General features: G+C 51.4%; 24 protein-coding genes and 1 pseudogene. 15 read left to right on the top strand and 10 right to left on the bottom strand.

Annotated features, from left to right (window positions below; genetic code table 11):
- Positions 1-5 precede the first annotated feature (5 nt).
- Entirely contained in the window at positions 6-395 is a 390-nt protein-coding gene (locus PYR66_15110) for a hypothetical protein (GenBank protein ID WEF26645.1), read from the bottom strand.
- Positions 385-1,395, bottom strand: a pseudogene (locus tag PYR66_15105) (hypothetical protein). The gene PYR66_15110 and the pseudogene PYR66_15105 overlap by 11 nt, the downstream one beginning before the upstream one ends.
- Positions 1,396-1,583: 188 nt before the next feature.
- Between PYR66_15105 and PYR66_15100 the strand changes: the two are divergent.
- The 4 genes from PYR66_15100 (at position 1,584) to PYR66_15085 (ending at position 5,248) form a co-directional block, all read left to right on the top strand.
- Complete coding sequence (locus tag PYR66_15100) at positions 1,584-1,844, top strand: hypothetical protein (GenBank protein ID WEF30551.1); 261 nt, start codon at positions 1,584-1,586, stop codon at positions 1,842-1,844.
- Positions 1,845-1,952: 108 nt separating this feature from the next.
- Positions 1,953-2,654: a phosphatase PAP2 family protein gene (locus PYR66_15095; GenBank protein ID WEF26644.1), complete on the top strand. Its 702-nt coding sequence runs from the start codon at positions 1,953-1,955 to the stop codon at positions 2,652-2,654.
- Between the two features lie 466 nt (positions 2,655-3,120).
- Positions 3,121-4,647 carry a cyclic diguanylate phosphodiesterase gene (locus PYR66_15090; protein ID WEF26643.1) on the top strand — a complete coding sequence of 509 codons (1,527 nt, stop codon included), beginning with the start codon at positions 3,121-3,123 and terminating at the stop codon, positions 4,645-4,647.
- A 328-nt stretch (positions 4,648-4,975) separates the two neighbouring features.
- A complete protein-coding gene (locus tag PYR66_15085; protein WEF26642.1) occupies positions 4,976-5,248 on the top strand; it encodes a hypothetical protein in 273 nt (90 codons plus the stop codon).
- A gap of 98 nt (positions 5,249-5,346) precedes the next feature.
- Here PYR66_15085 and PYR66_15080 read toward each other — a convergent pair whose 3' ends face one another.
- The 6 genes from PYR66_15080 to PYR66_15055 all read right to left on the bottom strand — a co-directional run bounded on the left by PYR66_15080 (position 5,347) and on the right by PYR66_15055 (position 11,147).
- The gene (locus PYR66_15080; GenBank protein WEF26641.1) at positions 5,347-5,727 is read right to left on the bottom strand and encodes a hypothetical protein; all 381 of its coding nucleotides are present in this window, start codon (positions 5,725-5,727) and stop codon (positions 5,347-5,349) included.
- Positions 5,728-5,806: 79 nt separating this feature from the next.
- Positions 5,807-6,301 (bottom strand): LptA/OstA family protein, encoded by a 495-nt coding sequence (locus PYR66_15075; protein WEF26640.1) that lies wholly within the window; start codon positions 6,299-6,301, stop codon positions 5,807-5,809.
- Between the two features lie 64 nt (positions 6,302-6,365).
- Positions 6,366-7,952 carry an amidohydrolase gene (locus tag PYR66_15070; protein ID WEF26639.1) on the bottom strand — a complete coding sequence of 529 codons (1,587 nt, stop codon included), beginning with the start codon at positions 7,950-7,952 and terminating at the stop codon, positions 6,366-6,368.
- A gap of 319 nt (positions 7,953-8,271) precedes the next feature.
- On the bottom strand, positions 8,272-9,216 hold the full coding sequence (locus PYR66_15065; GenBank protein ID WEF26638.1) for a LysR substrate-binding domain-containing protein: 945 nt from the start codon (positions 9,214-9,216) through the stop codon (positions 8,272-8,274).
- A gap of 196 nt (positions 9,217-9,412) precedes the next feature.
- Positions 9,413-10,717, bottom strand: coding sequence for a sorbosone dehydrogenase family protein (locus tag PYR66_15060; GenBank protein WEF26637.1), 1,305 nt, complete (start codon positions 10,715-10,717; stop codon positions 9,413-9,415).
- A complete protein-coding gene (locus PYR66_15055) occupies positions 10,710-11,147 on the bottom strand; it encodes a hypothetical protein (protein WEF26636.1) in 438 nt (145 codons plus the stop codon). Before PYR66_15055 ends, PYR66_15060 begins: the two co-directional genes overlap by 8 nt.
- A gap of 272 nt (positions 11,148-11,419) precedes the next feature.
- Between PYR66_15055 and PYR66_15050 the strand changes: the two genes are divergently transcribed.
- Positions 11,420-12,292 (top strand): NAD(P)-dependent oxidoreductase, encoded by an 873-nt coding sequence (locus PYR66_15050; protein ID WEF26635.1) that lies wholly within the window; start codon positions 11,420-11,422, stop codon positions 12,290-12,292.
- Here PYR66_15050 and cynR read toward each other — a convergent pair.
- Positions 12,289-13,176, bottom strand: coding sequence for a transcriptional regulator CynR (cynR, locus tag PYR66_15045; GenBank protein ID WEF30467.1), 888 nt, complete (start codon positions 13,174-13,176; stop codon positions 12,289-12,291). The genes PYR66_15050 and cynR overlap by 4 nt on opposite strands.
- A gap of 110 nt (positions 13,177-13,286) precedes the next feature.
- On the opposite strand from cynR, the gene PYR66_15040 reads away from it, so the two are divergent.
- Together PYR66_15040 and cynS are read left to right on the top strand one after the other, a co-directional pair.
- A complete protein-coding gene (locus PYR66_15040) occupies positions 13,287-13,937 on the top strand; it encodes a carbonic anhydrase (protein ID WEF26634.1) in 651 nt (216 codons plus the stop codon).
- A gap of 34 nt (positions 13,938-13,971) precedes the next feature.
- Positions 13,972-14,442: a cyanase gene (gene cynS / locus PYR66_15035; GenBank protein WEF26633.1), complete on the top strand. Its 471-nt coding sequence runs from the start codon at positions 13,972-13,974 to the stop codon at positions 14,440-14,442.
- 157 nt (positions 14,443-14,599) lie between these two features.
- Here cynS and PYR66_15030 read toward each other — a convergent pair whose 3' ends face one another.
- Positions 14,600-15,523, bottom strand: coding sequence for a LysR family transcriptional regulator (locus PYR66_15030; protein WEF26632.1), 924 nt, complete (start codon positions 15,521-15,523; stop codon positions 14,600-14,602).
- A 117-nt stretch (positions 15,524-15,640) separates the two neighbouring features.
- Between PYR66_15030 and PYR66_15025 the strand changes: the two genes are divergently transcribed.
- From PYR66_15025 to PYR66_14990, 8 genes are all read left to right on the top strand, one after another.
- Entirely contained in the window at positions 15,641-16,030 is a 390-nt protein-coding gene (locus PYR66_15025; protein ID WEF26631.1) for a tautomerase family protein, read from the top strand.
- 1,251 nt (positions 16,031-17,281) lie between these two features.
- On the top strand, positions 17,282-17,632 hold the full coding sequence (gene flhD, locus PYR66_15020) for a flagellar transcriptional regulator FlhD (protein WEF26630.1): 351 nt from the start codon (positions 17,282-17,284) through the stop codon (positions 17,630-17,632).
- A gap of 2 nt (positions 17,633-17,634) precedes the next feature.
- On the top strand, positions 17,635-18,216 hold the full coding sequence (gene flhC, locus PYR66_15015) for a flagellar transcriptional regulator FlhC (protein WEF26629.1): 582 nt from the start codon (positions 17,635-17,637) through the stop codon (positions 18,214-18,216).
- A gap of 144 nt (positions 18,217-18,360) precedes the next feature.
- Entirely contained in the window at positions 18,361-19,251 is an 891-nt protein-coding gene (motA, locus tag PYR66_15010; protein ID WEF26628.1) for a flagellar motor stator protein MotA, read from the top strand.
- Complete coding sequence (motB, locus tag PYR66_15005) at positions 19,248-20,171, top strand: flagellar motor protein MotB (GenBank protein ID WEF26627.1); 924 nt, start codon at positions 19,248-19,250, stop codon at positions 20,169-20,171. Before motA ends, motB begins: the two co-directional genes overlap by 4 nt.
- Positions 20,168-22,153 (top strand): chemotaxis protein CheA, encoded by a 1,986-nt coding sequence (cheA, locus tag PYR66_15000; protein ID WEF26626.1) that lies wholly within the window; start codon positions 20,168-20,170, stop codon positions 22,151-22,153. The genes motB and cheA overlap by 4 nt, the downstream gene beginning before the upstream one ends.
- 33 nt (positions 22,154-22,186) lie before the next feature.
- Positions 22,187-22,687 (top strand): chemotaxis protein CheW, encoded by a 501-nt coding sequence (gene cheW, locus PYR66_14995; GenBank protein ID WEF26625.1) that lies wholly within the window; start codon positions 22,187-22,189, stop codon positions 22,685-22,687.
- A gap of 157 nt (positions 22,688-22,844) precedes the next feature.
- Complete coding sequence (locus PYR66_14990) at positions 22,845-24,515, top strand: methyl-accepting chemotaxis protein (GenBank protein ID WEF26624.1); 1,671 nt, start codon at positions 22,845-22,847, stop codon at positions 24,513-24,515.
- Positions 24,516-24,588 lie beyond the last annotated feature (73 nt).

Below are 24,588 nucleotides of genomic sequence, written 5' to 3'. Positions count from 1 at the left end.
TGAAGTCAGGGTAAAAGGAGACCAAAAATCGCAAATAAAACATAACATACTGTGGCAGCAAACCACAGGAAAGAATAAATTTTCATCCAGGGGTGTATTTTTATGTTCTTATCTCTAAAGAAAGTATAAGCAGGATCGTTACGGGCAATGAAACTTATCTTCTTTTGTTGTTTTAATTTCATAAAGAATCTTAAAAGTGGAAACACTCCGAAGAAACCAGTCATGTAATAAAAGTGACAGGGGCCGGGCAGTTCATATTTTTCTCTGTAAGTAGATACCAGCTTGATATAATCCTGCCTTTTAAAAGCATAAATTATTAGCGACAGGGCCAGAAGGAAACAACCTAGCCCTCCAAAAAATAATGAAGTATCAGCCAGTAATTTGTTAGTTATCATAATACTCTACTACTTTATTAAATATTGTTTCCACGCCTGAGCTGGCAACATATCCACCAGCGACTGACCCTACAACCGCGCATGCAACGCCTCCTGCACCTGCTGTTGCTATTCCGATAGCAGCACAACCAGCTAACGCTGCTGTGCTACCCCACGCGCCTCCCAGCATTCCACCACCAATAGTGAGAGCAAATTTTGAGTAGTCTTTTACAGCAATACTCCCGCATTCTCCCTCTCGCCCTTTGCTACAAGCGGCAACTACATCATTCGTCGTTCCGGCAAAAGAAAACCCAATACCGATAAGCCCACCAGCCTTTAAGAAACGTGCCGCTCTGGCTGCATTGCCGACATAATATGAATACCCTGGAATACTGCCTATTCCAACGGTTGACCATTCATGCACGATTGAACGGCTGGAGAGATTTAACGCCCGCTTCATACTTTCATATTGTTCGAATTTTACGATATTTCGGGAAAGGGATTTTAACAATGGTTTGTTGACCAGTTCCTTTAATTGCTGCAGTAATCGATTACGCTCAACAAAAAATTGCTGCCCGATTAATGTCCCTTGAGTACGGAACTGATTTTGGTAGCTAACTTCAATTTCTTTAAGGGTCTGCTCAATAGCATTGAAATACTTTTCACCGACGTCCCCGGCAGTGCTAAAAATTTTATCCCCGACCCCTGTCAACGCAGCAACCATTCCATAATGTTTTTGCATAAAACCGGCCTCTTCGACGCTTACACCAGTAAATGCAACGTTGGTTTTTTTCTTTGCCTGCTGAAGTACGTATAGCATCTACATTGTTTGCTGAGAGGGCGTGTCCGTATCAGCTACAATGAGAATCTGTCCTGGTTTCAGGTATTGAGTATCCGCATTGAGCTTCATAAATAGGCTGGCGGCTGGTGAACGAACATCCCTGAACAGTTCCCGGGCCTGATAATCTAATGTTCCAGGTTTTTCCACCACACAATATCCAGGGGGAACATTATGCGTCATATTTCTACTCTCCATCTGTCTCAGTGACATAATCCGTAGTTCTGCAGATCACGAAGCTATTCAATATAAATAATTCTACTGCGTTACGCAAAAAGTGTTGTAATCTGGTAAGAGTGGTCATTTCGACACACAACTTAATCATCGAAACCCTGCCAGCCGGCGGGGTTTTTGTTTTTCAGGGGGAAGCCATGAAAATCTACGCATGCCACTTTCACCTGAAAGGCTTTTTCCTGACATGTGATCAGCAAGCTGACTTCTGGGTGCGGTTATGTAAGTATCCCGGTAAACCGAACCATTCACTTTTAGAGAGCTTCCGACATACTGATTATGTCCTGTCGAGCATTTTTAGCTTGCCTGCTTATATCGGCCCGTATTTTATCTTTGCCCTTGCGGGGGTGCCATGGCGCTTTTTTTCTTTTGTTTTAACCCCTCATCTGGTCGGTAACTAATTGATTGTGCAGGAATAGAACGCGCCAGGACATTTTGATGTTTTGTCATGAAATGTTAACAAACCCGGATTAATCTCCTCTACTTACATAAAACCCAGGAGTTTTCCCGTGCGTAAATCTGTCATCGCTTTAATGTTTGTGGTTTTAGGTGCGCCGTTTATTGCTCAGGCTGCTGAAGAAGCCCGGCCTTTCATTACCAGCGAAGATTTAGACCTGAGTAAATATATTCCTGCTCCTCCAGCAAATGATTCTGCACAAACTAAAGCTGAACTTGACGAGCTTATTCAGATCCAAAAAAACAGTACTGCTGCGCAAAAGAAAATGGCTATTGATGATTCAAACGGCGAAAATGTCTGGCGTTTCTCTGATGTGATGGGACCTGAGTTTGTGGAGGCCAAATTACCTAAAACCGCCGAGTTTTTCTCTCGCCTTGTAGCGACAGAAGACGTCGTTAATGAACTACCCAAGAAGGTCTTTCATCGTCCTCGTCCTTATATGCTGAATGACAACATTCATCCGCTGACTAAGGCGACAACATCCGGATCATGGCCTTCAGGTCATTCAACACTGGGTTATCTGATGGCGACGGAATTAAGCAAAATGGTACCGGAAAAACGCGACGCTTTGTTCGCCCGCGCAGACGTGTATGCCTCTAACCGTCTGATTTCAGGCTTCCATTATCGTTCTGATACGGTGATGGGGCGGACCACAGGGGCGCTGATTGCTCTGAAATCAGAACAACAGCCGGACTTCCAGCCTGAATTCGACGCGGCTAAAGCTGAGCTACGCGCCCAGCTGGGCCTGAAGTAATTACTATGCCTTGAGCCTCCTTCATCGGCGGCTCATATATTCTAAGAATATATCAACGGTTCAGCAAAGAGCTTCTGAGATCGCTGAATAAGTATTTTCGTGCATTTGTCGGCGGATTATTTTACCTTCCCCCCCAGCTCGATAGCAAAAGGCGAAAAAGCCAGCTTACCTGTATTTATCCACGTTGACGTCAACTCAGCCACCATGAACGCGACAGTGTTATCGGCAACAGTATGCTTAACGGTTGACCATCACGGCGAAAAAATACTCTATGAGAAGTTCATTTAGCGGGGATGCTACCTGGCGTTGTTACCGTTTTCCCCACGTCGGTGGCCGTGAGTAAAAGGCTGATACACCTATTCTCCGAAAGGAGCAGGAATTTTTAATCTGTTGAATTATCATTAGCGCATAAACCCTGATATTTAAAAGAAGACTTTCCGGACAGATCGTTTACTGGAACACCTTAATGAAAAGATCACCGGCGTATTATCGCCCCCTGTTGCTGGCATTCTTCCTGCTGGTCATGAGTCTGGGTACCGTACTGTGTTATCTGCAAATGCAGCATTCCCTGGATGAAGAAATTCATTCGCGCCTGAAACAGGCTATCGCCAGCCTGGATGCGACGCTCGGGCATGCGGAACTTGCCGCTGACCGCGCGGAAGGCTATCTGGGGAAAGATTGTAGCGAAGAGGTCCTGACCGGCATCCGGAGCATTGTCGCCACGATTCCGGATGTCAGAACGGTAAGCATGGCGCGGCATAATGAGATTTACTGCACCTCAGTTTTTGGCGGGAAGACATTCCGCCTCAATCAGGCGGACTACCCTGACGGCTCGCTGATCCTGATGGGCGGCAACAAAATTACGCCCTCTCAGTCACTGATTGTCTATACCTTGCAGGATCAGGAGGGGAACAGCGCGCTGATTGGTATCGACGGCTACTACCTGTACAACGTCCTTAACGTACTGGATGGAAATACCCACCTGTATCTGCAGGTAGGGGAACGTTATCTGGACCGTTATGGTTATGTTTCCACGTCTGCGAATATTAAACGTCCCGTCGCGCTGACGTCTGGCCAGTTCAGTTATTCTGTGATTGCCGATCGCGCCGGGCTTGCCGGATTCCCGGCCTTTATCCACTATGAGCGGAATTGGTTTATTGCCATTCTGGTGGCGTCATTACTGCTGACCTGGTTATTCCGAAGCTATCTGGGATATCGCGGTACATTAGAGTTTATGCTCCGGAAGGCGATTAAACATAAACAGTTGAAGCCCTTTATCCAGCCCATTGTGCAAGGCAAGGATGGGCTGATTGTGGGGGGGGAAGTTCTGGTTCGCTGGGAACACCCGAAGCTGGGTTTTATTCCCCCGGATAAATTCATCTCTGTGGCGGAGCAAACGGGTCTGATTAAAGAGGTGACGGCAATCTGCTTCAACGACGTGCTACGGCAGTTGCAGGAACAGAAACATGTTCTGCCGGAAGGGCTGTTTATGTGCTTTAACACCAGCGCCGTCAATTTTCAGGATGATGAGATAGTCATGCTGTGCACGAGTTTCCAGTCCCGCCTGAAAGAGCAGAAAGCTCGTGTGGTACTTGAAATCACCGAACGGGAATCGATTGAACATACCCTGCAGACGGATGCCGTGACAGCGAAACTCCGGCAACTTGGGGTTCAGTTTTCCCTTGATGATTTTGGCACCGGGCATGCGAACTACAGCTACCTACAGCAGTTTCAACCGGAATTTATCAAGGTGGATAAAGTATTCACGTCAAACGTCGGAACGAATGCGCCTTCAGCGCTGGTTGTGAAAAGCATGGTCAATCTGGCGCGTCAGTTTCATTGCCACATTATTGCTGAAGGTGTGGAGGATAATACGCAATTACAGGTTCTGCTGGAGTTGGGTATCGATATATTCCAGGGATATTACTTTTCCCGGCCGATCCCGGTAGCTGACTATCTTATGGCATTGAGAGCATCCTCAAAAAGCCGGTGAGAGAGGTTGATGATACATAATGGCACGGGCCGGGTGAGGGGGGGATTCTCGCCCGAAGGCGCTGGAGTTAAGCCGCCTGAAAAACAGCTTTATGCAATATACTCCTTTGTATCTAAAGCATTAATGCCGCATTTAGTTGTAACCCAAAGATTTTGAAAATAGACCAGGTAATAAACAATAACATGCTATAGTTATAGGGCGATAGTGGTCAGGGGGTATGATGCTGAGATTAAAAAGTATAACCATTATTAGATTCACTTCATGCTTTATACTCATGCTCATCTCTGGCTGTAATCTGGTCATGCACAATGTCGCGAATTCAAATACCATGAATATCACTTTCTATTCCAGCCCGGATACGGTGGCACGTTGTTTGAAAATAGGCGCGAAAATAAATGGCTTCATTACCCAGGATGCTTACCATTCGCCAGAACAGAGACGTGCTTATTTCACCAAAAGAGGATTGGATGGTTCTATTCTTATCACGCTCAATGGTGATAATGAAAAGACTTTCTTAAGGATGCAGTTTGATAATAGAGAAGATCTGTTAATTGATGGTTGGAATAAAACAATTCGCTATTGCCGTTCGACAATACCTTAAAATAACCATAACGATATTTCTGACGCGAGCTAAGCGGGGGCGATCCGTCGCGTCGCGCGGCAATGATGACCGCGATGTCATTTCGCATTGGCATTTTGTTATTTGCATTTATTAGCCCAAAGCGCATCCATATCGTTTGAATTCTCTTTACTTTCAATTACTGGCGATGCCATCCGGGCGCTTCTCCCGCTGTTTGAGACAACGATGTCCGAAACAAATCTCTTTTTAATCATATTTAAGTTATTATCGGTAATATATCCGCATACCACACCGCTAATACTATCACCCTGAGGGGAGGTGTCAGGATGAAATTTAACCTCCTCAAAGGTTAAACTATCTGAATTTCCCATGTCATTTAAGATTCTTTTTTTAACGAATGATATTGCTTGCCCCGATGTCGGATTTGCTATTTTTGTGCTGAAAATAGTGGCGGCGATGATGATTAAAAACAAAACCACCAGGTACAGTACTTTTCTCATGATCAGTCTCTCCGCGAGTCATTTTTTTGTCAGCATTGCCATTTCAAAAAAAGGTGAATTTAACAGGGAATGTCAACATTCATTTTTTCGCCGACAATTCTGAAGGATACAGCGTTGCTGCGACTATTCTACTATCAGAACTTAACGCTTCCATCTCTTTTGTTTTAATATTGTATGTTATCACTGAGGCAGATAATGAGCTGTTTTGTAATTTTATAAATGCCTTGTTAATTAAATTTACGTCGCCACTTTTGATAACATACTTAAGTTTTAATGAATGCCCGGTAAAGGGGCGACCATCTTCCAGCACCCCTTTGTATTTGATGGGATCACCACTTGCGGTAATAAATAAGTTGGCCGGGTCATTCCGGTGGAAAACCGCCTCTTCGGCCTGAATCGCCATCTCACCACTGGTAATAAGGACGTCGCCAAATGCTTGAACATCACCATTCGGGAGCAAAACCTGCGTATCCGACTTTATAGTATATGCTGCAGAAAGGAGATTATCTGCAGCATAGACTCCACTTCCAGATAGTAGTAGCATGATAAGTATGAAACTTTTCATTTTAATCATTACTCCGCACTCTCAATGTCGACGCCGTGATATAAAGTGGAAAAGATATTCATCCAATAACCATTTAAACTTTCGCAGCAGGAAGCGTCAGGTAAAATTCATCGGTGAGTTCTCCCGTACCATCACGCAAAAGAAGATGCGCCGGGACGGATTCGGGGTGTTTTTTGCCCGCCGGGAGAGGCGACTCATATTTGTAATGACCTTTTCTGTTTTCAAAGTCTTTTCTGATTTGTGTTCTGAAATCTGAGTTGGTGACAATATCATAGCCAATACCGGTCAGTACTTTGGCTGCATTGAGCGTCCCTTTATCGCCAATTGACATACCTGCGCATGCCGTCACTGGCCAGGTATGTAAGCCAATACCGGCTGGCATGGTGGTCCATGCGAATAACCCGACAGGGCAGTTATAACTGACATCACCAACATCGGTGGCGCCGCCCGTTGTTATCTCAGGAAGCAGGGGGATGGGCGCCGTCATTAATCCAGCCTCGGGGACCCCCATTGCCGCCTGACATTTTTTTGCAAATCCTTGTTCTTCTTCTGACCATACAAGCGGGATTGCTGAGATATGCTGCAAAATACGAGTGGCCAGGGAGTCATTAGGGAGTAAATCATGCAGACCAAAGAAAAGATCGACTTCTTCCTTTGTTTGCGTCTGCAAGGCTGCGCCTTTAGCCGTATCAATAACCCATTTCGAAACCGTTTCGACTTCATCTCTGCTGACGCCACGTACCATTAAAATGACTTCAGCATAATCAGGTATCACATTAGGCGTTTCCCCTGCACTGGAATATACATAATGCAGCCGGGTGGTTGGCGTCATTTGTTCACGCATAAACTGAATGCCGATGCCAAAAAGTTCAGCGCCTTTTAAAGCGCTCCGACCTTCCCATGGAGCCACGCCGGCATGAGCCGTCTGGCCATGGAATTTAACTCTGAACATGTTGATGGCAGAGGTTCTTAATAACCCGGTGCCAGTCATAGGAGCCGGGTGCCATGCAAGGCAGGCATCCAGATCATTAAATAAACCATCACGCGCCATATATACTTTGGCGCCTTCGGTTTCCTCCGCGGCGCATCCATATACACGTATCGTTCCAGGTAAATTATTATCTTTCATTATATTTTTAAGTGCGATTGCTGCGCCGGAACAGGCGGCGCCAAGCATATTATGACCACAGCCGTGCCCGGGAAGCTGGTTTGCCGTTCTATCACTGTCTCTTTGGGGTTCTGCTGCGTTTTTTAAACCTGGTAGCGCGTCATATTCAGGCATGTAACCTATTTTGGGTCCTCCGCTACCTTGATTCCATTCTGCAACAAACGCCGTTGGGATCCCTGAAGTACCAGAGCTTATAATAGTAAATCCCTCTTTTTCCAATGCCTCTTTATGGATTTTACTGGAAATTTCTTCATGGAGTGAGAGTTCTGGGTTATTCCACACGTCATGTGAAATTTTTAATATCAGTGCGTTAATATTATCAACGGCATCAATGAATTTTTGTGTTTCGGGGGCGGGATGCGGTTTTACTTCAGCGGCATGCGCTTTCACTAAGGTCCCGCCTTTCAAGATTAAGGCTGCGGCAATTGACTGCTTGATAAATCCACGTCGCGCATAGTTTGGCATATTGTCTGATAAGAGAAACGATTTCATGTATCCTCCGGCGTCAAGTCATCGTCTTACCCATCTCACTTTTCTGTAAACATTGCACGGGCCAGAGTTTGTTTTCCAGAGACGTTAATGAGCCTCACAATTTTTATTGCGATCGCTCTGAAGAAAAAACATCATTGCCCGATATTCGAAAACTCGAATTAAATTATTCAGCGGATCTCTGGCTTTCAAATAATTAGCGTACAATTCAAAGGCTGTTTTTAGTTTAGCCTCTAATGGCTAAATATCTACCCGAGTGAACGTGAGCCGCATGTCTCAGCGGGCAGAAAGGGGCGCCGGATGCAGGCTACCCCCCTGCATCTCATCCATGATGAATGTCCGTCTCCCAGTACGGCGGCGTTCCCACTTTTTCTATCATAAAGTCGATAAACGTTCTGACCTTATGCGGCAATATCCGTTTTTTCGGGTAGAGCATCCAGATGGCGGTTTCACTGGGGAACATGCTGAATTCCCAGTCCGGGAAGACGCGTTGAATTTGCCCTTGTTCTTCTGCCTGACGCGAGAGCCAGTTAGGTAAAATCGCAATCCCGGTATGATTGACGCAGGCATAAAGCATCGCGGCGCTATCGCTGACGCTGAGCCGATAATGAATCGGTATCCGCTGCCATTCATCTTCTGAACCCACTTTACGGGTATACCAGCCAGCGCCATGCAGACGGGAAAACATCACAATATTCATCTGCTGGTCCTCGCGAGTGGCTCCCGGCGTCGCGGAAGGGCGATTTTTCGCAATCCACTGCGGGCTGGCCCATGCCGAGCGCGTTTGCGAAGCTAACTTACGGGCATGAATCGATGAGTCAGGCAAGATGCCGATGCGAATACTCAGGTCGATACGCGCCTCGATCAAGTCCTGAATTTCGTCATTAAAACTGATATCCAGAGAAATATTGGGATGTAAGCGGAGAAATTCATCGACAAAAGGCATGACGTGTAAACGGCCAAAGGTGCTGGGGACGCTGATCCGTAGAAGGCCGGAAGGGTGTTTATCCAGCGCAGACGTTAACTGGCGCGTCTCCTCCCATTGTAATAACAACTGCTGAGCATGGGAGTAAAAAAATTCCCCGGTTTCCGTTAATGCTAATCCGCGGGTAGAGCGGTTAAACAGCGTGACCTGTAAATACTCTTCCAGTTCGGAAATATGACGAGACGCGGTTGATACTTCGATATTCAATGCTTTTGCCGCGGCGCTGAAACTTTTATGGTCGGCCGCGCTGACGAAGGTCCTGATTGCAGATAAATGGTTCATCTCATTTTACGTCTCATTAATGATGAATGTTCCTCAGTAACCCATTCTGATATAGCCATCTACCATCGCGGTCCTGATTTTACAGCTTATCACTTTGCTCTCTCAATAATTCCCTGCAATATTTATGGCTACTGATATTGGGGGCATAAAAAGGGCTTCCCTGACTGCGGGAAGCCGAATTGTAAATCGTGATGTTCTATTTCACGCTGACGCGCCAGACGGTATTACCGACATCATCGGCAACAATTAGCGCACCTTGATTATCCTGAGCGAGTCCGACCGGCGCCCCATAGAGTTCTTTCTCATCCCGGGAAACAAAACCGCTGACGACGCTTTCAGGCTTACCGACCGGTTTACCGTCTTTGAAAGCGACGAAACTGACTCTATAGCCATTCAACGGCGAGCGGTCCCAACTGCCATGTTCGCTGATAAAGACGCCGCCCTGATATTTTTGCGGCAACATTTGGCCGCGATAAAACAGCATCCCCAGTGGCGCAACGTGGGAACTCAGGGCGTAATCCGGCTTGATGGCTTTGGCGACCATATCCGGACGAGGAGGCTGTACGCGGCGGTCAACGTGCTGGCCGAAGTAGCTCCACGGCCAGCCGTAAAAACCGCCGTCCTGGACCGAGGTCAGATAATCAGGCACCAAATCGGCGCCTATCTCATCGCGTTCATTGGCGATGGCCCAGAGTTTACCCGTTTGCGGTTCCCAGCCGAGCCCTGTTGGGTTTCTGATACCGCTGGCAAAGATACGGCTGGCTCCTGTTGCCGTATCGACTTCAAGAATATTGGCCCGGCGGTACTCAATGTCCAGGCCGTTCTCGGTGATATTGCTGTTGGAGCCAACCCCGACATATAGCTTCTTACCATCAGGGCTCGCCAGCAGCGCTTTCGTCCAGTGGTGGTTAACGGTGTTAGGCAGGTCAGCCAACTCGCTCCCTGCATCGCTGATGTGCGTCGCGCCTGGCTGGTAGTGGTACCGCATGATGTTGCCCGTGTTGGCGACATACAGGTTATCGCCAATCAGCTGGACGCCGAATGGGGAGTGCAGATGCTCGAGGAAAATATGTTTTTCCCAGCCGTTCTCGCCCTTGCGTAACAGCGTAATGCGGTTGCCGCCTTTACCGCCTTTACCTGATTGGTTTTTTACCATCCCGGCAATCAGTTGTTTTGGCGTGGTTAGCGGTTCCTCGCCAGGGCCGTTGCTTTCAACCACCAGCACATCATCATTTGGCAGGACGTAAACCATGCGCGGATGCAGGAATCCATCGGCCATTTTTTCGATCTTCAGACCCTGTGCGACTTCAGGCTGCGCGCCGGCTTGCCAGCCAACGCCGGAAGGAACCTGCATTGGCGGCATCAGGAAGTCCTGCGCCTTCGGCATCACAGGGTCCGGCCCAATCTGTTGATCGGGGGTGAGTTTCGCTTTTTCATCACATCCCGCCAGGATCAGCGTCATGGCGAGCACGACCGGCAGGGGAAGCAGTATTTTATTCATGGCGAACCCCCTTATTATTTGTCTGGCAGGAAGTGCTGATAATATTGGCAAGCAGTAGACAGATAACGGTAATAGACGAATAGATAACGTTCTGCGGCGCAATGGCGTAGGCATCGCGACTGTGGACAAAACAGTTCACGATCGCCGAAATAATAGCGATGACGTTCAGCCAGAAATCAATTTTCGCCGCCGGGAGTCGTGGGGCGAAAAACCAGACCTGCGCCAGGTTAATCAGTCGCGGAATGATGGCGAAAATCAGACCGAGGGCAATAAGCCAGCTGGCGCTTTTCCCCCACATGACGTTGGTACTGTAGAGATAAATAATATCGAAGATCCAACCCGCAATAAAAAAACCATAGGGTATTGGATTCAGGAGATTATAAATAACCGTCGCAAGGCTATTACGTCGGTCATGAGAGAGGTCGCTCATTGTCAATTCCTTGTCAGGGGGAATAAGGTAGGGTGAAAATAATGCTGCCCATAAAGCAGAAATAATGAATATCAGTCAGCAGGTAAAATTATACATATTGTTAACAAACACGGTATGCCAATGTACGGAAATCTGTTTTGCAGAAATCGCCATACCGCCTGTTTTTAGACTTCTTTATCATGGTATTTTGCTAAATAGATGGCGCAGCGATATTCAGAATGCAGCCCGAAAACAGGCAGTGTGATAGCGATTTTTAAGCAGGAGAAAATGTAATGAATTTACCGACCGTCGCCGTTTTGGGACTGGGTGCCATGGGGCACGCATTTGCCAGCAATCTGCTCAAGCGTGGTTTCACCGTTCATGGCTGGAACCGTTCTCCCGAGCGGGGGCATGATTTGCTTGCTGATGGGCTCATTCAGCATGAAACGCCGCAGCAGGCGGTAAAATCCGCAGAGGTCATTCTTTCCGTTCTGACCGACGGCGAGGCTACGCTGAACCTGATCCGGCAGATAGCCCCAGCGTGCCGGGAAGGGGCTATTTTTTGCCAGATGGGCACGATTGGCGTCGACGAAACCCGGGAAGCCGTCTGCCTGCTCGAATCGTTTTGTCCTTCATTAACCTACCTTGATGCCCCGGTATCAGGGACAAAAAAACCGGCCGAGAACGCGCAAATTCTGGTACTGGCCAGCGGCTCGCGCGAACATGCGGCGGCTGCCGAGCACGTCTTTGCCGCGATTGCCCGCAGAACGCAATGGTTTGGCGAGGCGGGCAGCAGCCAAAAAATGAAGCTCGTCCTGAATGCCTGGCTGATTACGATGATGGAAGGTATCGCGGAAAGCGCCTTGCTGGCGGCAAAATTAGGTTTTACGCCTGAGGACGTCTGGCAAGCGCTGGATGGCGGACCGCTGGCGGCGCCGTATGTCAAAGGTAAGCTGGAGATGATCGCGGCAAACGATTTCACGCCCCAGATGCAGCTTAGTCATGCGCTGAAAGATGCCAAACTGGCACTCGATGCGGCGGAGGCGACCAGCCTACCGATCCTCAGCAAGATCGCCGACTGCTGGGATGACGCCGCCGAAGAGGGGTATGCGGGGCAGGATCTGGCCGCCGTTTATCACTGGCTGGCCGCGTCAGCTCAAGGCTAACTTTTTATCTTATCAGCCACCTCATGGGCAATCCGGGCGAAAATCCGCGCAGCGGCTTTTTGCCTTGCCCCTTTTCGCTGCATCAACACCGCGGTTCTCTCAAGCGTGGCGTCAGCGACCATTTTCGCCGTCAGGCCGGAATGCTGTGCGGCGACATTCAGCGGCAGCACGGTGACCAGCTGAGTCTGGCGGATGATGTCGAGAATGGCGTTGATTGAGTGCATTTCAATTTTCACTTGCGGATGGAAGTTCGCTTGATGAAAACAGTGGTCAATCTGCAGTCTGGTGGCGAAATGATGGTTGAGCAGAATAAACTCCTCGTCGCGTAACTGACTAAGTGTCAGCGAAGCCTGTTGGGCGAGCGGGTGATGTTCCGCGACAACCAACGCCAGAACCTCTTGCAACAGCGGGGTTGAAACAATATCGGGCGAGATACCGGTCGCAAACGCGATACCGATATCCAGCTCATTCTCCTGCAGCATCCCCTCCATCTTCTCCTGCGAGATCTCCTGGATATCCAGGGTGATATGCGGATAACGCGCATGAAATTCCGCGACCAACGGCACGACGAAATAGGACATAAACGTTGGGGTTACCGCAATGCGTAAAGAACCTCTGCTGAGATCTTCAACGTCATGAATCGCTCGCTGTCCCTCGTCCAGTAGTTGAAACGCCTGGCGCGCATACTGCAAAAACACTTCTCCCGCATCCGTCAGATGGATATGTCGGCCGCTACGGTCGAAAAGTTGCGCATCCAGACTCTCTTCTAACATCCTGATTTGCTGCGACAGCGCGGGCTGTGAAATGTGCAGGGCTTCGGCGGCGCGGGTAAAACCCCGATGCTCGGCGACGGCAAGAAAGTATCTCACGTAACGAATATTCATCATCTCAAACCATAAGTTTTTTAGATGGATTTCATTATAAACAAGACTTTTATTTTATGTCATGTGGCGCGTAACCTCCATGGCATTCCACAGCGAGGTAGACCTTTATCATGAAAGAGATCATCGACGGTTTTCTTAAATTTCAACGTGATGCTTTTCCTGAAAGAGCTGAACTGTTCAAAAGTTTAGCCACGCAACAAAACCCCAATACGCTGTTTATTTCGTGCTCCGATAGCCGAATGGTTCCGGAACTGGTAACCCAACGCGAACCCGGCGATCTGTTTGTGATCCGCAATGCCGGCAATATCGTTCCCTCATATGGCCCGGAGCCCGGCGGCGTGTCGGCATCGGTGGAATATGCCGTTGCCGTACTGAAGGTCGCGGATATTGTGATTTGCGGCCACTCAGATTGCGGGGCGATGACGGCGATTGCGAAATGTAGCTGTCTGGATCATGTCCCGGCCGTTAAGCACTGGCTGCAATATGCCGACTCCGCAAAAGTGGTGAACGACGCCCGGGAACACCGTGATCCCCAGGCGAAAACTGCCGCGATGGTGCATGAAAACGTGATTGCCCAGCTGGCGAATATTCAAACCCATCCCGCGGTGCGCCTGGCGCTTGATGAAGGACGTCTATCGCTACACGGCTGGGTATATGACATCGAAACGGGGGAGATTGCCGCTTATGACGGCAATGCCAGAACATTTAGCCCGTTGGCGAGCAACCCTGATATCCGCGCCGTTCCTGTTTACCGTAATTAATTTTTTTATCCACTGATACTATAGAGGTATAACCATGATTCAGTCTCAAGTCAGCCGCGAAGTTCGTCTTGAATTAGCCAATAAAATTATGCTGATTAAAGCCAGAAAAGATCTCTCTTTTGCGCAGCTCGTCGAGGGTACGGGGTTATCTGAGGCCTTTGTGACGGCGGCGTTATTGGGTCAACATCCGTTGCCGGCGGATGTGGCGCAAATGGTAGGGAAAAAACTGGATCTGAGCGCCGATGATATTTTGCTGCTGCAAACCATCCCGGTCAGAGGCTCCATTGAAGATCGCGTACCGACCGATCCGACAATGTATCGCTTCTATGAAATGCTGCAGGTGTACGATACAACCCTAAAAGTATTGATCCATGAAAAATTTGGCGACGGTATTATTAGCGCCATTAACTTCAAACTGGATGTTCAAAAGGTCAGCGATCCGGAAGGCGGCCATCGTGCGGTGATTACCTTAGACGGTAAATACCTGCCGACGAAACCGTTCTAATTGGTATAAGGGCAGGCCAGATAAGTGAGTTATCTGGCCTGTTATGACGTTTTTTCTTGTAGGGTATCACCTGAAGATCGTGGAGAGATGATAACCGCTTTGATTTTTTGTTCATCAACGCAATGACGTTGCCAGAAAGCGCAGGGCCAGTCAGTAGCTACTGAAAACGCTGCTTCAGATAGGCGCTAAATGCCTCAACCGCTCTGGATACGCGCGGAGTATAGGGGCGAACCACAAAGAGTTGCTCAGCGAACACCTCCACCGGGCGCCACTGCGGTAAGACTTCCTGCAGCAGTCCTTGGTTGATCGCATCTGTGGCGCTGAAGTCCGGCAATAGCGCGATCCCTAACCCCGACAGGGCGGCATCGCGAAGCGACTCGCTGTTGTTGGTGGCGAATGGCCCCTGTACTTCAACACTGACGCGCTGTGTCGGGTCGATGCAGGAGGCAAACGTCCACAATGGCCGCTGCGCGCCTCGTGGGTAGGTCAGGCACTGATGCTGACGTAAGGTGTCGGGGGATTCAGGAGCACCAAAGCGATGAATGTATTCGGTCGCGGCGACCACCAGGGTTTTCGTGTTGCACAGCGGCCAGGCAACGTGGGTCTCGGGTAAGGCTTCGCGGCGGCAGTGGCGAATCGCCAGGTCAAACCCTTCGCTGGCCAGTGATACCAGGCGGTCGGTGACTTCCAACTGAAGCTGGAATTGCGGATGCTGGTGGAGAAACGGGGTGATGGCGGGAACCAGCTGCTGGCGCGCAAAAGCGACCGGCGCCGTCAGGCGAAGCGTGCCGCGCAGCGGCCCCTCGGCGTCGCAGACGCTGGTAAAGGTATCGCGGAGCTGGGCAAAGGGCGTGGTTAGTTCTGCTACCAGCCGTAGACCGTCTTCGCTTAAGCTCACGCTGCGTGTGGTACGGCGCACCAGCGTCTTGCCGGTGATGCGCTCCAGTTCACTGATTTTTTGGCTGATAGCCGATTTGCTGACCGCCAGTTTTTCCGCCGCGCGGGTATAGCTTTTTTGTTCTTCCAATACCGTTAACCAGTACAAATGGGTCCAGTAGATCTCCGGGCGTAGCTCATTCATCGCGATTGTTCACCAGTAAAAACAATGAATTCAACTATAGCGGTTTTTGCCCGTCGGCGTATTGGTTAACATTGCCACTCATCGCTTATTCAGCCACCGCCATACGGAGCGCCTGCCATGCCATTACTGACATTTGACCTGATTGAAGGCCGTACTGAAGAGGAAGTCCGCACACTGCTGGATGCTGCGCACCGCGCTGTACTGCACGCATTTAACGTGCCGACGCGTGACCGCTATCAGATTGTTCATGAAAACAAACCCTACCAGATGGTCATCGAGGACACCGGGTTGGGGCTGACGCGCAGCCGTAACATGGTTGTGGTACGAGTGTTTACCAGCCCGAGGAGCGAACAACAGAAACAGCTGTTCTATGCCACGTTGCTGGCTGAATTACGGACTCACTGTGGCCTGAGCGGCGATGATCTAATGGTCTCGATCATCAGTAACGAGAAAGGTGACTGGAGTTTCGGTCACGGCGTAGCGCAATACATGACGGGCGAACTGTAATGCCGTAAGTCCACGTCGATGGAACGTAGGGCCGTAGGCCGGGCAAGGCGTCAGCCGCCACCCGGCAAAATAACAGCACCACCGGGATTTCCCTGCTGGCGCTGCTACGGCTCCTGCGCTTACCGGGGTGACAAATAGCACAATGCAGCTGAATATGAGTTAGCGTAATTTGCTATCACTCCCTACCAATATTAAGGGGGAGGGTGTCCTCTGGCATACTTATTTCCGAATGAAAACGTGTTTTAGTTTTTTCTCTATCGCGGATGTTTTTTTATTTTTAATCGTATTCATCACAGCGTGAAGCCGTTATTTCGCTGCGCGCGATTAAGCGGCGTTCGTCACATTTTTAAAGCTCCCCAATTTATTATTACAAAATGATAATTAGCTCGTTTCGTTAAAATAATGTTAGAAAAACAACGCTCGAAAAATACCCCTTATGGATAACTTTATATGACAAAATTGTTATATAAATTTTGCATGCGCGCGCTGCCGTTTCCGGAGGAATGGTCGTTGTGCAATCGCGCAGGCGCTACCGGTGATGGCGGTAGCGATCGAATAATGTCCTGTCAAAGTGAAAGGGGAACTGAACAGATTTTCTTGAGTGTTGGTTGTTTTTTGTGCTTATTAAGGGCGCTTCCACGTCGCCGTCGATCTCATCTCCCTGTATGACACAACGGTTATCTTTTGCCATGAAATCTCATGATTTACGTTAAAATCGCCGTCCGTTTGGACTTTTGTTCTTCTATTTTTCAAATGTTATGTTTTTGTTCTAAATGTTCCAAAGAAAACTAATAGTAACGGTTGATAACACTTTTTTTAAAGTATTTCATTTACTTGTGATCGTTAAATGATCGAATGTTGGTTGTTTTACGAGCAAATTAAGTGGCTGTTACCGGTAATATTTTTTGTTTTTGTGATCTGTATCTCATTACATTCAAAATTTCCCCATACTTAATTGTGTGTGCTAATGATTCGGGAGTAGAGTTGCGCCGCCTTAAGAATATTCTTATAGAATTTCTAAAAATAGTTTCATGGCAATTCAACTCTCTCGAAGCAAATTCTTTACATCTTCCACTCCAGTTTGCACCTGTAACAAACTATTAACAGTGGGGCGAATTTGACGATTGGCTAATTTTTAGCGATCGCTCGCGAGTGTTTTCATTGCTGACCAGGGGAAATAACTGAGGTCACGGGCGATTAAATTTGATGCCCCGTGTATGTTTTCTAACATGGCTTATCGGGATAGGGATTATGGGTACCTCCGAATTACTTAAGCATATTTATGACTTCAACTTGTCGTATTTATTTTTAGCGCAGCGGCTGATTAACGATGAAAAAGTATCGGCGATGTTTCGTTTGGGCATTGACGAAACCATGGTCGATACCCTGGCGCAACTGACGTTGCCGCAGATGGTAAAACTGGCTGAAACTAACCAGCTGGTGTGCAACCTGCGCTTTAGCGACCATCAGACCATCGAGCAGTTGACCAAAGAGTCGCGGGTCGATGATCTCCAGCAGATCCATACCGGTATCCTGCTCTCCAGCCGCCTGCTGCAAGAGCTACGCGCTAAAGACGGCGCTGCAGCGAAGAAAAGTGTTTGATAATGGCTGAGAAAAGTATTGTTCAGGAAGCGAAGGATATTCAGCTCGCCATGGAGCTGATTTCCCTGGGTGCGCGTTTGCAGATGCTGGAGAGCGAAACTCAGCTCAGTCGTGGTCGTTTAATCAAACTTTACAAGGAGTTGCGAGGAAGCCCGCCGCCAAAAGGGATGCTGCCGTTCTCGACCGACTGGTTCATGACCTGGGAGCAGAACATCCACTCGTCGATGTTCTACAACGCCTACCTGTTCCTGCTGAAAAGCGGCAAATGCAGCGGTGTGGAAGCGGTGATCAAAGCCTATCGCCTGTATCTCGAACAGTGTCCGCAAGAAGCGGGCGAAGCGCCGTTGCTGGCGCTGACCCGCGCCTGGACGCTGGTGCGGTTTGTCGATAGCGGCATGCTGCAGCTTTCCGCCTGCAACAATTGTGGCGGTGCATTCATCACCCATGCGCACCACCCGCAGCATGATTTTGTCTGCACGTTATGCCAACCCCCTTCACGCGCCGTAAAAAGACGTAAACTTTCTCCGCAACTGGCCGATATAACTTCTCAACTGCTGGACGGGCAGGTTAAACGCGTCATGTAAGCCGTCGTTCAGACGACTGACGGCAATCCATTTCGACGTGTAATACGCAGGGGCGGCATACCGCCCCAGATGTCCCTCCTGGCCTAACGAGCCAGGGCGCGTTTGCCTCGCCTTCCATCCACATTGTTAATTTGAGGAATGCGTGTGCTAGTTATATTGGGTTATCTCGTGGTCTTGGGCGCAGTGTTTGGCGGCTATCTGCTGGTGGGCGGCCACCTTGGCGCGCTGTACCAGCCGGCGGAATTCCTGATTATCGGCGGCGCCGGCATCGGCGCGTTCATCGTTGGTAACAACGGAAAGGCCATCAAATCCACGCTGCGCGCGCTGCCCAAAATGGTGCGCCGTTCCAAATACAGCAAAGCGCTCTACATGGACCTGATGGCGCTGCTGTTCCTGCTGCTCGCTAAATCCCGCCAGCAGGGCATGCTGTCGCTCGAATTCGATATCGACAATCCGCAGGAAAGTGAAATTTTCTCTAATTATCCGCGCATCCTTGCCGATAACCATCTGGTGGAGTTCATAACCGATTATTTACGCCTGATGGTGAGCGGCAACATGAATGCTTTTGAAATTGAAGCGCTGATGGACGAAGAGATCGAAACCTTCGAGCAGGAGAGCGAAGTCCCGGCTGGTAGCCTGGCGATGGTCGGCGACTCTCTGCCGGCATTCGGTATCGTCGCGGCGGTCATGGGGGTCGTACACGCACTGGCCTCGGCGGACCGTCCGGCGGCGGAACTCGGCGCGCTGATCGCCAACGCTATGGTGGGCACCTTCCTTGGCATTCTGCTGGCTTACGGGTTTATCTCTCCGCTGTCGACGCTGCTGCGACAAAAAAGCGCTGAGACCGTCAAGATGATGCAGTGCATCAAGGTGACGCTGCTCTCCAGCCTTAACGGTTATGCGCCGCAAATCGCCGTCGAATTTGGCCGCAAAACGTTGTACACCACTGAACGCCCGTCGTTTGTTGAACTCGAAGAGCACGTGCGGCAGGTGAAAGCGCCCGTCTCGCAGGCGACGGAAAGCGAAGAAGCATGAAGCATAATCACCCGGTGGTCCTGGTCAGAAAACGCAAATCGCACCCGCCCGCGCATCACGGCGGCTCGTGGAAGATTGCTTATGCCGATTTCATGACGGCGATGATGGCCTTCTTCCTGGTGATGTGGCTACTGGCGATCGCCAGCCCGCAGGAGCTGACGCAAATCGCCGAGTATTTCCGCACGCCGCTGAAAGTGGCGCTCACCAGCGGCGATAAAAGCAGCTCGGAAAGCAGCCCCATCCCCGGCGGCGGCGAAGACCCGACCCGCGATGTCGGGCTGGTCAGCAAACAGATTAATACCGCGGATCAACGCGCCGAAGAGCTACGGCTGAATAAGTTGCGCGAAAAGCTCGATCAGTTGATTGAATCCGACCCGCGCCTGAAGGCGCTGCGCCCGCATCTGCTGATCAACATGATGGACGAGGGGCTACGCATCCAGATTATCGATAGCCAGAACCGGCCGATGTTCAAAACCGGTAGCGCTCAGGTTGAAAGTTATATGCGCGATATCCTGCGGGCGATTGCGCCGATCCTCAACGATTTGCCGAATAAAATCAGCCTCTCCGGCCATACCGATGACATCCCGTACGCCAGCGGCGAACGCGGCTACAGCAACTGGGAGCTATCGGCGGATCGCGCCAACGCCTCGCGCCGCGAACTGATTGTCGGCGGGCTGGCGGAAGGAAAGGTGCTGCGGGTGGTTGGCATGGCGGCGACCATGAGCCTCAAGCAGCACGGCGCCGACGATGCCATCAACCGCCGCATCACCGTGCTGGTGCTCAACAAAGAGACTCAGCAACGTATCGAACATGAAAATGGCGAAAGCGACGCGCTGGAGATCCGCCAGCCGGAAAATCTGCACACCCTGGCTGCGCCCGCGCCGGTTAATCGCGATTCACACCCTGAGGTGACCCCATGAGCATGGATATTAGCGCTTTTTATCAGACCTTTTTTGATGAAGCAGACGAGCTGCTGGCAGACATGGAACAACACCTGCTGGAGCTGGATCCGCAGGCCCCCGATATCGAGCCGCTGAACGCTATTTTTCGCGCGGCGCACTCGATCAAGGGCGGCGCGGCGACCTTTGGCTTTTCCGTATTGCAGGAAACCACTCACCTGCTGGAGAACCTGCTCGACGGCGCCCGGCGTGAAGAAATGCGCCTGAGCACCGAAATTATCAACCTGTTTCTGGAAACCAAAGACATTATGCAGGAGCAACTGGACGCCTATAAAACTTCGCAGTCGCCGGACGCCGAGAGCTTTGACTACATCTGCCAGGCGCTGCGCCAGCTGGCGCTGGAAGCGCAGCAACAAGATGCGCCCGTCGCTCAGCCAATTGCGCCGCCGCCTGCTGCCCCACAGCCTGCGCCGACGGCCATCGCCGGCGGATTGCGCGTGAGCTTGACCGGGCTGAAGGCCAATGAAATCCCGCTCATGCTGGAAGAGCTTGGTAACCTCGGCGAGGTGCAGGATCCGCAGCAAACCGGGAACAGCCTGGAGGTCACATTGCTGACCACCGCCAGCGAAGATGACATCAGCGCGGTTCTGTGTTTTGTGCTTGAGCCGGAACAAATCAGCTTTACCACGCCGCCGCCGGCCGCCGCGACACCACTTCCGGCACTCCAAATGGCAGAGACGCCTGTTGCGGCACCGGTTGTACAACCTGCGCCTGCGACCGTTGAGTCGCCAAAGGCGCCGCGGGCGAAGGCCAGCGAATCGACCAGTATCCGCGTGGCGGTCGAAAAAGTTGACCAACTGATTAACCTTGTCGGCGAACTGGTGATCACCCAGTCGATGCTGGCGCAGCGCTCCGGCAGTCTGGATCCGGTGACTCACGGCGATCTGCTCAATAGCATGAGTCAGCTGGAACGCAACGCCCGCGACCTGCAGGAATCGGTGATGTCGATTCGCATGATGCCGATGGAATATGTTTTCAGCCGCTACCCGCGTCTGGTGCGGGATCTGGCCGGTAAGCTCAATAAGCAGGTAGAACTCACGCTGCAGGGCAGCTCCACTGAGCTCGATAAGAGCCTGATTGAGCGCATTATCGACCCGCTGACCCATCTGGTGCGCAATAGCCTCGATCACGGCATTGAAGATCAGCAGACCCGTCTGGCGGCGGGCAAGTCGGCGATGGGCAACCTGATCCTTTCCGCTGAACATCAGGGCGGCAATATCTGTATCGAAGTGATTGATGACGGAGCGGGGCTCAATCGCGAGAAAATTCTCGCCAAAGCGGCGGCGCAGGGGCTGGCGGTGAGCGACAGCATGAGCGATGAAGAGGTCGGGATGCTGATTTTTGCCCCGGGCTTCTCCACGGCGGAGCAGGTCACTGATGTGTCGGGCCGCGGTGTCGGCATGGACGTGGTGAAACGCAATATCCAGGAGATGGGCGGCCACGTGGAGATCCGTTCCCGCGCGGGTAAAGGCACCTCGATTCGCATTTTGCTGCCGCTGACCCTGGCGATCCTCGATGGCATGTCGGTGAAGGTCAATGAAGAGGTCTTTATTTTGCCGCTCAATGCGGTGATGGAATCGCTGCAGCCGCAAGCCGAAGACCTGCATCCGATGGCTGGCGGCGAGCGCATGCTGCAGGTCCGCGGCGAATATCTGCCGCTGGTTGAGCTCTACCGGGTGTTTGACGTCAGCGGGGCGAAAACCGAGGCCACCCAGGGCATCGTGGTGATCCTGCAAAGCGCCGGTCGCCGCTATGCGCTGCTGGTGGATCAGCTGATTGGCCAGCATCAGGTGGTGGTGAAAAACCTGGAAAGCAACTACCGCAAAGTGCCGGGAATTTCCGCGGCGACGATCCTCGGCGACGGCAGCGTGGCGCTGATTGTCGACGTATCGGCGCTGCAAATGCTCAATCGTGAAAAGCTGCTGAGCGTAGCGGCCGCATAACGACTCATCTCATAACATTGACAGGTGCAGACCATGGCAGGATTAGCAACCGTCAGCAAATTGGCTGGCGAAACGGTAGGTCAGGAGTTTTTAATTTTTACCCTCGGCAATGAAGAGTACGGCATCGATATCCTGAAAGTGCAGGAGATCCGCGGCTATGATCAGGTGACGCGCATTGCCAACACCCCGGATTTCATCAAGGGGGTGACCAACCTGCGCGGGGTGATCGTGCCGATTATCGACCTGCGAGTTAAATTCGCCCAGCAGGGCGTTTCTTATGATGAAAACACGGTGGTGATCGTGCTTAACTTCGGCCAGCGAGTGGTCGGCATCGTGGTCGATGGCGTCTCTGATGTGCTGTCATTGACCGCCGAGCAAATCCGCCCGGCGCCGGAGTTCGCGGTGACGCTGGCGACCGAGTACCTCACCGGTCTCGGCGCGCTCGGCGAGCGTATGCTGATCCTCGTGGATATCGAAAAACTGCTCAGCAGCGAAGAGATGGCGCTGGTCGATAACGTCGCCAAAAGCCATTAATCGCCGGGGCGCGATCGCCGCGCCCCTTATCTTGCGAGGCCTGTCGCAGCGCGCAAAAATAGTCCCCGCCGGGCATAAAGTTCCCCTCCCGCCCGCCGATAACCCTTTCAGTCACATACGCAAAGCCTGTCCGTTCAGGCTTCCAGGAAGGGGAAACATGTTTAATCGTATTAAGGTCGTCACCAGTCTTTTGTTAGTGCTGGTGCTATTTGGCGCATTGCAGCTGATATCAGGCGGGTTGTTTTTCTCGTCGCTGAAAAGCGACAAAGAAAACTTTACCGTCCTGCAAACCATCCGTCAGCAGCAGTTGCTGCTGAGTGAAAGCCGGGTCGACCTGCTGCAGGCGCGCAACTCCCTGAACCGCGCAGGGATCCGCTACATGATGGATACCAACAAAATCGGCAGCGGCGCGACTATCGACGAACTGCTGGGGAAAGCGAAAGAAGAGCTGGCGCGCGCCGATCGCAACTACACCGCCTATGAAAAAATTCCGCAGGACCCGCGCCAGGATCCGCAGGCGACGGAAAAGCTGAAGCAGCAGTACGGCATTCTGTACGGCGCGCTGTCTGAGCTGATCCAACTGCTGGGCGAGGGCAAAATCAACGCTTTCTTCGATCAGCCGACGCAAAAATACCAGGACGATTTCGAGCAGACCTATAACGCTTATCTGCAACAAAACGGCAAGCTGTATCAGATCGCCGTTGACGGCAGCAACAGTTCTTATAACTCGGCTATCTGGACCTTAATCGTAGTCATCATTGTGGTGCTGGCGGCGATCGTTGGTGTCTGGATGGGCATTCACCATATTCTGGTGCGTCCGCTTAACCGCATGATTGAACACATCAAACGTATTGCCTCCGGCGACCTGACCCAGCCGATCCCGGTGACCAGCCGTAACGAAATCGGCGTGCTGGCGGCGAGCCTCAGGCACATGCAGAACGAGCTTATCGAAACGGTGAGCGGCGTGCGTCAGGGCGCGGATGCTATCTATAGCGGCGCGTCGGAAATTGCCGCCGGCAACAACGATCTCTCGTCGCGTACCGAGCAGCAGGCGGCATCGCTGGAAGAGACCGCGGCCAGCATGGAACAGCTGACGGCGACGGTGAAACAGAACGCCGAAAACGCCCGTCAGGCCAGCCAGCTGGCGCTGAGCGCCTCCGAAACCGCGCAGAAGGGCGGCAAAGTGGTGGCCAACGTGGTGGAAACCATGCACGACATCGCCAGCAGCTCGCAGAAGATTGCCGATATTACCGGCGTGATCGACGGCATTGCCTTCCAGACTAACATCCTGGCGCTCAATGCCGCGGTGGAAGCGGCGCGCGCTGGTGAACAGGGCCGCGGCTTCGCGGTAGTGGCGGGGGAAGTACGCAACCTGGCGCAGCGCAGCGCCCAGGCGGCAAAAGAGATCAAAGCGCTGATCGAAGATTCGGTCAACCGCGTGGATATGGGCTCGGTGCTGGTGGAAAGCGCTGGCGACACCATGGGCGATATCGTCAATGCGGTCACCCGCGTGACTGACATCATGGGCGAAATCGCGTCTGCCTCCGATGAGCAAAGTCGCGGTATCGATCAGGTCGGCCAGGCGGTAGCGGAAATGGATCGCGTCACCCAGCAGAACGCCTCGCTGGTGGAAGAGTCCGCCTCCGCCGCCGCCGCGCTGGAGGAGCAGGCCAGCCTGCTGACCCAGTCGGTCGCCGTCTTCCGTCTGAAGGCCGAAGGGCAGGATGAGTTTAAAGCGCCGACCGCGCATAAAGCCGCGCCTGCCGCCATCGCTACGCATAAAAAAACCAGCGCCAGCGACTACCAGGATAACTGGGAGACGTTCTAGCTGGTACAGGCAACCGCATTCCTACGCGCGGTTGCCTTTCTTCCGTTGTAAGCCGGCCGAGACCGGCTACCCA

It is taken from the genome of Klebsiella aerogenes (assembly GCA_029027985.1).
GTDB lineage: Bacteria > Pseudomonadota > Gammaproteobacteria > Enterobacterales > Enterobacteriaceae > Klebsiella > Klebsiella aerogenes_A.
Note: the sequence above shows the minus strand (reverse complement) of the source record. Positions and strands in the feature narration are given on the sequence as shown.